Origin of the sequence: Limnohabitans sp. T6-5, from assembly GCF_003063315.1 — a bacterium.
Lineage (GTDB): Bacteria > Pseudomonadota > Gammaproteobacteria > Burkholderiales > Burkholderiaceae_C > Limnohabitans_A.
In genome coordinates, this window is the sequence record NZ_NERV01000004.1 from 303,959 (window position 1) to 318,319 (window position 14,361).

The 14,361-nt window shown below is 63.8% G+C and carries 1 protein-coding gene (running past one end of the window); it reads left to right on the forward strand.

Features of this window, described 5'->3' with window-relative positions:
- Positions 1–14,361, forward strand: the 5' portion of a protein-coding gene (locus B9Z51_RS16855) for an Ig-like domain-containing protein (RefSeq protein WP_146187795.1). The gene runs 17,976 nt beyond the window's last position; the window shows 14,361 of its 32,337 coding nt (coding positions 1–14,361); its start codon is at positions 1–3; the stop codon falls past the right edge of the window.

Consider the following 14,361-nt stretch of genomic DNA (forward strand, 5'->3'; position numbering starts at 1 on the left):
ATGACGATCGACAACAACATCTACGTGTTACACACCGGCTCCTATGCAACACAAGCCCTGACATTGCAGGGAGAAGACTTGGCTGCAGCCCACACTTTGTTAGAGGCAGCTCAAAACAAAGGCGTTGATGAGGCGATCAAGCAAGAGCTGAGCATGCAGTTGTTTCAGCTCATCGTTCAAAGACCGGTCAACCCACAGCAAGCTGTGCATGATTTGTGGACCTTGGCAGTCACTACCTTGACGGCCCAAGTGAGCAACTTGCTGATGTCTCACCCCGAAGTGAACGGCGCATTGCTTCAGTTGGGTGCCGACAAAGCCAATGTATTGATGGCGCAATGGCTGGATGTAGGTCAGCACATGAGCGAAGTCATGAGCGCTTTGCGTGCGGATACAGCGCTGGTCACGGCAGTTCAGACCGCTCAACCCAATAAGGCCTTGTTGGAAACATTGAGCGCCGAGCCAGTTTGGCCCCTCCTGCAAGAGCGCAGTGCACCCTTGGCTCTGAACGCCAATCTTTTGCCGACGCTGGCAAGCAGCGACATCAGCAGCACGACCGTGACGGCTACTGCACTGGCCATTCAGGACACAACGCCACCAAGCATCGTGCTGGGCAGCGACAAATCGTCATTGCAAAAGGGCCAAACAGCCAGCCTCAGCTTCACACTGACAGAAGACAGCAGCGACTTTGGCGTGGATGACATCACCGTCATGGGCGGCACGCTGAGCAATTTCCAGGGCAGCGGCAAAAATTACACAGCAACGTTCACTCCAAGCGCCGCCAGCACGAGTGCGTTGGTGTTTGTGACCAGTGAGCGTTTCAGTGCTGCAACAGGCTTGAGCAATGAAGATGGCGGTGAAATCGACAATGTGTTGTCGTTCAGCACCAATGTCGCGCAGCAGCCCGCCGTGGTGACGCCGACCACATCGACCAACACAGGCACTGGCACAGGAACGAGCACCGGCACAGGAACGGGCACAGGAACGGGTACGAGCGGCAGCACCTCCGCCAACACGGGCACCACATCCACGTCGAACGTGACGGCATCGGACACCACAGCGCCAAGCATCGTCATCAGCGCAGGCAAATCGGTGCTGGCGGTCAACGAGTCGGTGACGGTGGTGTTCACGCTCAGCGAGGACAGCACGGATTTCAGTTTGACCGACATCACGGTCTTGGGCGGCACTTTGAGCCAGTTCCAGGGCAGTGGCAAAAATTACACGGCCACCTTGACCCCGTCAGCGGGCAGCACCAGTGCCCTGGTGTTTGTCACCAGCGAGCGATTCAGCGATGCCGCTGGCAATTTCAACCAGGATGGCGGCGAGACAAACAACGCATTGCCATTCAGCGTGAATGCCTATGTGGCGCCGCCGCCCGTGGCACCGCAGGCGCCCGTGGTCACCCTGAATGCGGCCAGTGACAGCGGCGTGATGGGCGACAAGGTGACGCAGGACAGCACGCCAACGCTCAGCGGTACGGGCACGCCCGGTCACACCATCGCCGTGAAAGATGCTGCGGGGCATGTGCTGGCCACGGCCGTGGTGCAGGCCAATGGCACTTGGCAAGCCACGCCCGCATCGGCCTTGCCCTCGGGGCAGAACAATTTGTCGGTGATCGAGACCAGTCTGGCGGGTTTGAGCAGTGCGCCAACGGCCTTGGCCATCACGGTGGACACGCTGGCGCCGACGGTGACGATCGCTGCGATCAAAACCATGCTGAGCGCGGGCGAAACCACGACGGTGACTTTCACGCTGAGCGAAAGCAGCAGTGATTTCAGCCTGGCCGACATCACGGTCTTGGGGGGCAGCTTGAGCCAGTTTCAGGGCAGTGGCAAAAACTACACGGCCATGTTCACACCCGCAACAGGCAGCAGCAGCGCCTTGTTGTATGTAGCCAGCGAACGCTTCACCGATGTGGCGGGCAACCTCAACCAAGACAGTGGGGATCTGAAAAACCTGATGTCCATGAGCGTCAACCCCTCTGCGCCTGCCGTGCCACCTGCGGTGCCGCCTGCAACGCCCGTGATCAGGCTGAGCACGGCCAGCGACACCGGTGCTCTGGGCGATGGCATCACGAGCAATGACAAGCCCTCCTTCAGCGGAACGGGCAGCGCGGGCGACACGATCCGCGTGAGCATCGCCAGCACGGGCGAAGTGTTGACAGCCACGGTGGCCAGCAACGGCACCTGGAGCGTCACGCCCACGCGGGCGCTCAGCAGTGGCAGCGTGAGCGTCATCGCCACCAATGCAGCCGGACTGAGCAGCCCCGAGCAAACACTGGCCTTGGTCATTGACAAGAGCATCAGCACGCCGGTGCTCAGCCTGGTGTGCGACAGTGGCAGCAGCAGCGCCGACAACATCAGCGCATTCGGTGCGATCAAAGTCACGAGCGATGCGGGCAGCACGCTCGAATACAGCACCAATGGGCTGATTTGGGCCAACACCTTTGTGCCGGTCGAGGGCAGCAATGGGGTCACCGTGCGCGCCACCGATGTGGCCGGCAATGTGGCGACCACCAGCGCATTCCGCTTCACGCTGGACACCACAGCGCCTGTGGCCCCCAGTGTGGCTTTGGCCTGCGACAGCGGCACCAGTGCCACCGACCTGATCAGCAACAAGAGCGCACTCAGCGTCAACGCCGAAGCGGTCGCCTCGCTGCAATACAGCACCGACGGCACCAACTGGGCGAGCACCTTTGCAGCGGCCGAAGGCACCAACACGGTCAAGGTGCGCGCCGTGGATGCCGCAGGCAATGCGGGTCAGGTCAGCAGCCTGAGCTTCACGCTCGACAAAACCATCGCCACGCCCACACTGAGCCTCGTGAGTGACAGCGGTGCGAGCGCCACCGATACCATCACCCGCAACGGCGCCCTCAGCGTCAATGCCGAAGTCGGTGCCTCGCTCCAATACAGCACCAATGGCAGCACCTGGGCTACAAGCTTTGCAGCCGTCGAAGGCGCCAACACGGTGAGCGTGCGCGCCACCGATGGGGCGGGCAACACAGCCACATCCAGCGTGCTGAGCTTCACCATGGACACGCAAACGCCAGCCTTCACGGTGGCCCTGGTGTGTGACAGCGGCGCATCGTCGTCAGACACGATCAGCAAAGCTCCGGCGCTGGTCGTCACCGGCGCCGAGTCCGGCGCCACTGTGGAATACAGCAATAACAACAGCACGACGGGCACCATCTGGTCCAGCACCTATGCCGCCACAGAAGGCCTGAACAACGTCAAAGTGCGCGTGAGCGATGCCGCAGGCAACCAGCGCACGCAAGACTTCAGCTTCACACTCGACAGCACAGCGCCCACAGCGCCGGTCATCACTTTGGCCTGCGACAGCGGCGCCAGTGCCACCGACCTGATCAGCAACAACGGCACACTCAGCGTCAACGCCGAGGTGGGCGCTTCGCTGCAATACAGCACCGACGGCACCAACTGGGCGAGCACCTTTGCAGCGGTCGAAGGCACCAACACCGTCAAAGTGCGCGCCGTGGATGCCGCAGGCAATGCAGGCCAAGTCAGCAGTCTGAGCTTCACGCTCGACAAAACCATCGCCACCCCCACGCTGAGCCTGGTGAGCGACAGCGGCGCCAATGCCACCGACAAGCTCACAAACAACGGCGCCCTCAGCGCCAACGCCGACGCTGGCAGCACGCTCGAATACAGCACCAATGGCAGCAGCTGGGCCACGACCTTCAGTGCGGTCGAAGGCGCCAACACGGTGAGCGTGCGCGCCACCGATGCAGCGGGCAACACGGCCACCTCCAGCGCCATGAGCTTCACGCTCGACACACAAACGCCCGCCTTCAACGTGGCATTGGTCTGCGACAGCGGCTCCAGCAGCGCAGACAGCATCAGCAACACGACTGCCCTCGTCGTCACCGGTGCCGAAGCAGGCGCCGTCATCGACTACAGCACCAACGGCACCGTCTGGGGCAGCACCTACGCCGCCACAGAAGGCCTGAACAACGTCAAAGTCCGCATGAGCGATGCCGCAGGCAACCAGCGCACACAAGACTTCAGCTTCACGCTCGACAGCACGGCGCCCACCGCGCCCGTCATCACCTTGGTGAGTGACAGCGGCAGCAGCGCCACAGACAAACTCAGCGGCAACGGCACCATCGCCGTGAACGCCGAAGCCGGTGCCACGCTCGAATACAGCACCAACGGCAGCACCTGGGGCAGCACATTCAGCGCAGCCGAAGGCACCAACAACGTCATGGCACGAGTCATCGACAAGGCGGGCAACGTGAGCCAAGCCAGCAGCCTGGGCTTCACCCTGGACACAGCGGCACCCACAGCGCCCACCGTGGGCCTGTTCTGCGACAGCGGCACATCAGCAGGTGCAGGCACCGACAAGATCAGCAACAACGGCACCTTGAGCCTGTCCAGCAACGAAGCCGGTGGACTGATCGAATACAGCACCAATGGTGTCTTGTGGACGAGCACGTTTGTGGCAGCAGAAGGCAATAACACCGTCAAAGTCCGCGTGACCGACGCCGCTGGCAACGTGGGCACAAGCGGTGACTACAGCTTCACCCTCGACAGCACCGCGCCGGGCGCACCGGTGGTCACGCTGGTCTGCGACAGCGGCAGCAGCGCGACCGATGGCGTCAGCAGCCAGGGCGCCATCAGCGTCAACGGCACAGAGCCCGGCGCCACTTTGCAATACAGCACCGACGGCACGAGCTGGGCCAGCACCTTTGCAGCGGCTGAGGGCAACAACACCGTGAAGGTGCGCGTGATGGACGCCGCAGGCAATGCAGGCCAAGTCAGCAGTCTGAGCTTCACGCTCGACAAAACCATCGCCACCCCCACGCTGAGCCTGGTGAGCGACAGCGGCGCCAATGCCACCGACAAGCTCACAAACAACGGCGCCCTCAGCGCCAACGCCGACGCTGGCAGCACGCTCGAATACAGCACCAATGGCAGCAGCTGGGCCACGACCTTCAGTGCGGTCGAAGGCGCCAACACGGTGAGCGTGCGCGCCACCGATGCAGCGGGCAACACGGCCACCTCCAGCGCCATGAGCTTCACGCTCGACACACAAACGCCCGCCTTCAACGTGGCATTGGTCTGCGACAGCGGCTCCAGCAGCGCAGACAGCATCAGCAACACGACTGCCCTCGTCGTCACCGGTGCCGAAGCAGGCGCCGTCATCGACTACAGCACCAACGGCACCGTCTGGGGCAGCACCTACGCCGCCACAGAAGGCCTGAACAACGTCAAAGTCCGCGTGAGCGATGCCGCAGGCAACCAACGCACACAAGACTTCAGCTTCACGCTCGACAGCACGGCGCCCACCGCGCCCGTCATCACCTTGGTGAGCGACAGCGGCAGCAGCGCCACAGACAAACTCAGCCGCAACGGCGCCATCGCCGTGAACGCAGAAGCCGGTGCCACGCTCGAATACAGCACCAACGGCAGCACTTGGTCCACGACCTATGCAGCCGCTGAAGGCGCCAACAACGTCATGGCGCGGGTCATCGACAAGGCAGGCAACGTCAGCCAGGCCAGCAGTCTGGGCTTCACCCTGGACACAGCTGCCCCCACAGCCCCCACCGTGGGCTTGTTCTGCGACAGCGGCACAGCAGCAGGTGCAGGCACCGACAAGATCACCAACAACGGCACCTTGAGCCTGTCCAGCAACGAAGCCGGTGGCCTGATCGAATACAGCACCAATGGTGTCTTGTGGACGAGCACGTTTGTGGCAGCAGAAGGCCATAACACCGTCAAAGTCCGTGTGACCGACGCCGCTGGCAACGTGGGCACAAGCGGTGACTACAGCTTCACCCTCGACAGCACCGCGCCGGGCGCACCGGTGGTCACGCTGGTCTGCGACAGCGGCAGCAGCGCGACCGATGGCGTCAGCAGCCAGGGCGCCATCAGCGTCAACGGCACAGAGCCCGGCGCCACTTTGCAATACAGCACCGACGGCACGAGCTGGGCCAGCACCTTTGCAGCGGCTGAGGGCAACAACACCGTGAAAGTGCGCGTGATGGACGCCGCAGGCAATGCAGGCACCGCCAGCAGCCTGAGCTTCACACTCGACAAAACCATCACCACGCCCACCCTGAGCCTGGTGAGCGACAGTGGCGCCAGTACGACCGACAAGCTCACGAACAACGGCGCCCTCAGCGCCAACGCCGACGCAGGCAGCACGCTCGAATACAGCACCAACGGCAGCACTTGGGGCACGACCTTTGCAGCCGTCGAAGGCGCCAACACGGTGAGCGTGCGCGCCACCGATGCAGCAGGCAACACGGCCACCTCCAGCGCCATGAGCTTCACGCTCGACACACAAACGCCCGCCTTCAACGTGGCATTGGTCTGCGACAGCGGCTCCAGCAGCGCAGACAGCATCAGCAACACGACTGCCCTCGTCGTCACCGGTGCCGAAGCAGGCGCCGTCATCGACTACAGCACCAACGGCACCGTCTGGGGCAGCACCTTCGCCGCCACAGAAGGCCTGAACAACGTCAAAGTCCGCGTGAGCGATGCCGCAGGCAACCAGCGCACACAAGACTTCAGCTTCACGCTCGACAGCACGGCGCCCACAGCGCCCGTCATCACCTTGGTGAGCGACAGCGGCAGCAGCGCCACAGACAAACTCAGCGGCAACGGCGCCATCGCCGTGAACGCCGAAGCCGGTGCCACGCTCGAATACAGCACCAACGGCAGCACTTGGACAACGACCTTTGCAGCCGCTGAAGGCGCCAACAACGTCATGGCGCGGGTCATCGACAAGGCGGGCAACGTCAGCGCGGCCAGCAGCCTGAACTTCACCCTGGACACAGCGGCACCCACAGCGCCCACCGTGGGCCTGTTCTGCGACAGCGGCACATCAGCAGGTGCAGGTACCGACAAGATCACGAACAACGGCACCTTGAGCCTGTCGAGCAACGAAGCCGGTGGCCTGATCGAATACAGCACCAATGGCGTGTTGTGGGCCAGCACCTTCAGCGCCATGGAAGGCAACAACACCGTCAAAGTCCGTGTGACCGACGCCGCTGGCAACGTGGGCACAAGCGGTGACTACAGCTTCACCCTCGACAGCACCGAGCCGGGCGCACCGGTGGTCACGCTGGTCTGCGACAGCGGCAGCAGCGCGACCGATGGCGTCAGCAGCCAGGGCGCCATCAGCGTCAACGGCACAGAGCCCGGCGCCACCCTGCAATACAGCACCGACGGCAGCAGCTGGGCCAGCACCTTTGCCGCAGCCGAAGGCAACAACACCGTGAAAGTGCGCGTGATGGACGCCGCAGGCAATGCAGGCACCGCCAGCAGCCTGAGCTTCACACTCGACAAAACCATCACCACGCCCACCCTGAGCCTGGTGAGCGACAGTGGCGCCAATGCCACCGACAAGCTCACAAACAACGGCGCCATCAGCGCCAACGCCGACACAGGCAGCACGCTCGAATACAGCACCAACGGCAGCACTTGGGGCACGACATTTGCAGCCGTCGAAGGCGCCAACACGGTGAGCGTGCGCGCCACCGATGCAGCAGGCAACACGGCCACCTCCAGCGCCATGAGCTTCACGCTCGACACACAAACGCCCGCCTTCAACGTGGCATTGGTCTGCGACAGCGGCTCCAGCAGCGCAGACAGCATCAGCAACACGACTGCCCTCGTCGTCACCGGTGCCGAAGCAGGCGCCGTCATCGACTACAGCACCAACGGCACCGTCTGGGGCAGCACCTACGCCGCCACAGAAGGCCTCAACAACGTCAAAGTCCGCGTGAGCGATGCCGCAGGCAACCAACGCACACAAGACTTCAGCTTCACGCTCGACAGCACGGCGCCCACCGCGCCCGTCATCACCTTGGTGAGCGACAGCGGCAGCAGCGCCACAGACAAACTCAGCCGCAACGGCGCCATCGCCGTGAACGCAGAAGCCGGTGCCACGCTCGAATACAGCACCAACGGCAGCACTTGGTCCACGACCTATGCAGCCGCTGAAGGCGCCAACAACGTCATGGCGCGGGTCATCGACAAGGCAGGCAACGTCAGCGCAGCCAGCAGTCTGGGCTTCACCCTGGACACAGCGGCACCCACAGCCCCCACCGTGGGCTTGTTCTGCGACAGCGGCACATCAGCAGGTGCAGGTACCGACAAGATCACCCACAACGGCACCTTGAGCCTGTCGAGCAACGAAGCCGGTGGCCTGATCGAATACAGCACCAACGGCGTGTTGTGGGCCAGCACCTTCAGCGCCATGGAAGGCAACAACACCGTCAAAGTCCGCGTGACGGATGCGGCAGGCAATGTGGGCAGCACCGCCGACTACAGCTTCACCCTCGACACCACCGCCCCGGGCGCACCGGTCATTGGCCTGATCTGCGACAGCGGCACCAACGCGACCGACCTGATCAGCAGCAATGGCGCGCTCAATGTCACAGCCGAGGCTGGCGCCACTTTGCAGTACAGCACCGACGGCACGAGCTGGGCCAGCACCTTTGCAGCGGCTGAGGGCAACAACACCGTGAAGGTGCGCGTGATGGACGCCGCAGGCAATGCAGGCCCCGCCAGCAGCCTGAGCTTCACACTCGACAAAGCGATCACCACGCCCACCCTGAGCCTGGTGAGCGACAGCGGCGCCAATGCCACCGACAAGCTCACAAACAACGGCGCCATCAGCGCCAACGCCGACGCAGGCAGCACGCTCGAATACAGCACCAACGGCAGCACTTGGGGCACGACCTTTGCAGCCGTCGAAGGCGCCAACACCGTCACCGTGCGCGCCACCGATGCGGCAGGCAACACGGCCACATCCAGCGCGTTGACTTTCACGCTGAGCACACAAGTGGCAACTTTCACCGCCAAGCTCGACGACAGCAGCAACAGTGCGAGCCTGAGCGACTTGCTGACCAACGACACCACGCCCACGATCAGCGGCACAGGCACGGCCGGTGACACGATCCGTGTGACCCTGCCGGGCACAGGCGAGGTGCTGAGCACCACCGTGGCGGCCAATGGCAGCTGGAGCGTGACGCCGACCCTGGATGCGAGCAGCGGCCTGGTCAGCATCACCGCCAGCGATGCGGCAGGCAATGTGAGCCCCCCCCAGACCCTGGCCCTGGTGGTGGACAAAACCATCAGCACCCCCACGCTGAGCCTGGTGAGCGACAGCGGCACCAGCGCCACCGACAAGCTCACGAACAACGGCGCCATCAGCGCCAACGCCGACGCAGGCGGCACCCTCGAATACAGCACCAACGGCAGCACTTGGGGCACGACCTTTGCAGCCATTGAAGGCGCCAACACCGTCACCGTGCGCGCCACCGATGCCGCAGGCAACACGGCCACCTCCAGCGCCATGAGCTTCACGCTCGACACACAAACGCCCGCCTTCAACGTGGCATTGGTCTGCGACAGCGGCTCCAGCAGCGCAGACAGCATCAGCAACACGACTGCCCTCGTCGTCACCGGTGCCGAAGCAGGCGCCGTCATCGACTACAGCACCAACGGCACCGTCTGGGGCAGCACCTACAGCGCCACAGAAGGTCTGAACAACGTCAAGGTCCGCGTGAGCGATGCCGCAGGCAACCAACGCACACAAGACTTCAGCTTCACGCTCGACAGCACGGCGCCCACAGCGCCCGTCATCACCTTGGTGAGCGACAGCGGCAGCAGCGCCACAGACAAACTCAGCGGTAACGGCGCCATCGCCGTCAACGCCGAAGCCGGTGCCACGCTCGAATACAGCACCAACGGCAGCACTTGGTCCACGACCTTTGCCGCCGCTGAAGGCGCCAACAACGTCATGGCGCGGGTCATCGACAAGGCGGGCAACGTCAGCCAGGCCAGCAGCCTGAACTTCACCCTGGACACAGCCGCACCCGCAGCGCCCACCGTGGGCCTGTTCTGCGACAGCGGCACATCAGCAGGTGCTGGCACCGACAAGATCAGCAACAACGGCACCTTGAGCCTGTCCAGCAACGAAGCCGGTGGCCTGATCGAATACAGCACCAACGGTGTGTTGTGGGCCAGCACCTTCAGCGCCATGGAAGGCAACAACACCGTCAAAGTCCGCGTGACCGACGCTGCAGGCAACATCGGCGCCATCGCTGACTACAGCTTCACCCTCGACAGCACGGCACCCGGCGCACCGGTGGTCACGTTGGTCTGCGACAGCGGCGCGCTGGGCACAGACCACATCAGCCAGAACGGCACGCTCAATGTCAGTTTGCCGGACACGGCACTGGCACTGGAATACAGCACCGATGGCAGCAGCTGGACGAGCACCTTTGCCGCCGGGGAGGGCAATAACACGGTCAAGGTGCGTGCAGTGGATGCCGCAGGCAACCTGAGTGCGGTCAGCAGCTTGAATTTCACGGTCGACAAATCCATCCGCAAGCCGGTGGTGACGCTGGCGTGCGACACCGGCATCGTGGGTGACAACATCACCTCGCTGGGCGAGATCAGCGTCGCGAATGCCGACAGTGATGCCCAGCTGTTCTACAGCCGCGACAACGTGAGCTGGAGCACCACCTTTGCGGCCGCCGAAGGCAACAACGTGGTGTACGTGCGCGCCAGTGATGCCGCCGGCAATGTGGCCACATCGGACGCCTTGAATTTCTACCTCAACACGCGTGCAGGCACTTTCACGGCGCGCCTGGACAACGCCAGCAACAGCGGCAGCTTGAGCGACAGCCTGACCCACGATGACACACCGTGCATCAGCGGTTCCGGCAAGGATGGCGCTACCGTGGAAGTCACCATGCCCGCGCCGCTGGATGGCTCGGCCCCGGAAGTCTTTTTGACCACGGTGGACGTCAACGGCATGTGGAGTGTGACAGCGGGCAAACCCGTTGCCTCGGGCACGGTCAAGGTGGTCTACACCGAACCCAACAGCGCCGTCAGCAGCAGCGCGTCCATCAGCATCCTGATCGACAAAGACATCAGCACGCCCGTGCTGTCTCTGGTGTGTGACACCGGCAGCAGCACCAGCGACAAAATTTCACAAATCGGCAACCTCGGACTGGCCAACGTCGATGCGGGCGTCACCATCGAGTTCAGCACCGACGGCACGGTCTGGACCAGCACCTACAGCGCCGCCGAAGGCGCCAACAACGTGCGCGCACGCGTCATCGATGGGGCGGGCAATGTGGCCACATCGAACACCCTGAATTTCACACTCGACACCACCGCAGCCACCCCGACCCTGGGCGTCAATGCAGTCACCGGTGACGACGCCCTGGGGCCGCAGGATGCGAGCCAGGCGACCACGGTCTTGTCGGGCACAACGACCCTGACCCAGGCGGGCGATCTGGTCAAACTGGGGCTGAACGGCAACACCTACAGCGGCACCGTCGATGCCTTTGGCAACTACAGCATTGAAGTGACGACACAGGATCTGCTGGACGACGCAGACCACAAAATCGACGCCCGGGTGACGGGTGTTGATTTGGCTGGCAACACAGGCACAGTCACCGTGGGGCACCTGTATTCGGTGGACGCCCTGGCCCCCACGGTGCAAAGCATCGTGCTGGACAAATCCGCCCTCAAGCAAGGCGAGACCGCAAAAGTCACCCTCACCTTCTCCGAAAAAGTCACCGCCTTTGACCTGGCCGATCTGAGCGCCGACAACGCCGTGCTCAGCAGCCTGGCCACCGCCGACGGCGGCCTCACCTGGACCGCCACCCTCACGCCGACCGCCGCCATCGAAGACACCACCAATGTGGTCAAGGTGCTGGCCACCTACACCGACCTGGCAGGCAACACCGGCGTGGCCGCGCAAAGCGCCAACTACAGCCTGGACACCCTGGCCCCCAGCTTCACCGTGCAACTGGACAACGCCAGCAACAGCGGCAGTCTGGGCGATACCCTCACCAACGACAGCACACCCACACTGAGCGGCACAGGCAACCCCGGCGACACCCTGAGCGTCACGATGCCCGGCACCGGTGAAGTGGTGTCTGCCACCGTCGCCGCAGACGGCACCTGGCGCGCCACAGCCACCCAGGCCATCACCTCGGGCACCGTCAGCGTGGTCGCCACCGACGCCGTGGGCAACACCAGCGCCGCCCAAACCCTGAGCCTGCAAATCGACACCAGCTTGCCCGGCAACCTCAGCCTGGCCCTGGTCTGCGACAGCGGCACCAGCAGCAGCGACAAGATCACCCGCACAGGCGATGTGACGGTCACCGGCCAGGACGCCGACACCACCGTGCAGTACAGCACCGATGGCAGCACCTGGGCCACCACCTTTGCCGCCTCCGAAGGCCTCAACACCTTGCGCGTGCGCCAGATGGACGCCGCAGGCAACGTCAGCGCCACCAGCTCTTTGGGCTTCACCCTGGACACCACGGCACCCGCGCCCACACTCAGCATCAACCCGATCACGGGCGACGATGCCGTGGGGCCGGTGGATGCAGCCAGCACCACCACCAAAATCAGTGGCACCAGCACCGGCGCACGCCCAGGCGATGTCATCACCCTGGTGCTCAATGGCACCACGTACAGCGGCACCGTGGACGTGGTGGGCGAATACAGCATCGATGTGGCCACTGCCGATCTGAGCGCCGACTCGGACTTCAAGCTCAGCGCCCAGCTGCTGGCCACCGATGCTGCGGGCAACAGCGCCACGGCCTCCGCCTCGCGCAGCTACAGCGTGGACGCCACAGCCCCCACGGTGCAAAGCATCGTGCTGGACAAGAGCAGCCTCAAGCTCGGTGAGACGGCCAGCGTGACCCTCACCTTCTCGGAAAAAGTCACCGCCTTTGACCTGAGCGATCTGAGCGCCGACAACGGCGTGCTGAGCAACTTGAGCACTGCCGATGGCGGCCTGAGCTGGAGCGCCAAGCTCACGCCCACGGCTTCCATCGAAGACGCCACCAACGTGGTCAAGGTGCTGGCCACCTACACCGACCTGGCGGGCAACACCGGCGCTGCCGCGCAAAGCAGCAACTACGCCCTGGACACCCTGGCGCCTGCGGCCATCATCAAGCTGGCCAATGAAAACCTCAAAGCAGGCGACAGCACCACGGTCACCATCAGCTTCAACGAGCCCGTGCAAGGCTTTGGCAACAGCGATGTGACGGTCGCCAACGGCAGCCTGGGCACCCTGACGAGTGCCGATGGCGGCAAGACCTGGACGGCGACCTACACCCCCACAGCCAACATCGCCTCGGCCGCCAACGTCATCACGCTGGCCGCCTCTTACACCGACGCCCTGGGCAACCCCGGCGAGGCGGGCACCAGCGGCAATTACCAAATCGACACCCAGCTGCCCAGCGCCACGCTGACCCTCACAGGCAGCAATGGCGCCGCCGTCAGCAGCTTCACCGCAGGCCAAAGCGCCACCGTCACCTTGAGCTTCAGCGAGGCCGTCAAGGACTTCAGCAACGCCGATGTCACCGTGGAAAGCGGCAGCCTCAGCCCCTTGTCCAGCAGCGATGGGGGCAAGACCTGGGTGGGCACCTTCACCGCCGCTGCCAATGTGGAAGACGCCACCAACACCCTGAGCGTCAACGCCGCAGGCTACAGCGACCTGGCTGGCAACGCCGGGGGCGTGGTCGCCAGCAGCAACTACGCCGTGGACACGCAAGGCCCGACAGCCACCATTGCCCTGAGCAAGAGCAACTTCCTGGCCGCCGACACGGCGCAAGTGACCATCACTTTCAGTGAAAAAGTCACCGGCTTTGACAACAGCGACGTGACGGTGGACAACGGCACGCTCAGCGCCCTGAGCAGCACCGACGGCGGCAAGACCTGGGTGGGCACCTTCACGCCCACACCCGGCGTGGCCGATGCCACCAACACCGTGAGCCTGCTCAACAGCTACACCGATGTGGCGGGCAATCAGGGTGCCAGCGCGCAGAGTGCCAATTACGTGATGGACCTGAAAGCGCCAAGCGCCACCATCGCGCTCAGCGACAGCGCCTTAAAAATGGGTGAAACGGCCACCGTCACCATCACCTTCAGTGAAAAAGTGCTGGGCTTCAGCCAATCTGACGTCACCGCACCCAACGGCAGCTTGGGCGCATTCACCGCCAGCGCCGACGGCCTGAGCTGGACCGCCACCTTCACGCCTGCCGATCAAACCACGGCGGCCAGCAGCACCCTGACGCTGGCCAACAGCTACACCGACGAATCCGGCAACACCGGCAGTGGCGCCACAGCCACTTACGCCATCGACACGCAAGCCCCCGGCTTCACCGCCAAGCTCGACGACACCAGCAACAGCGGCAGCACCGCCGACTTGCTCACCAGCGACAGCACGCCCACGATCAGTGGCACCGGCACAACAGGTGACACGATTCACGTCACCATGCCCGGCACACTGGAAGTGCTCAGTGCGACCGTGGCCGCCAACGGCAGCTGGAGCGTCACGCCCACCCTGGCCATCGTCAGCGGC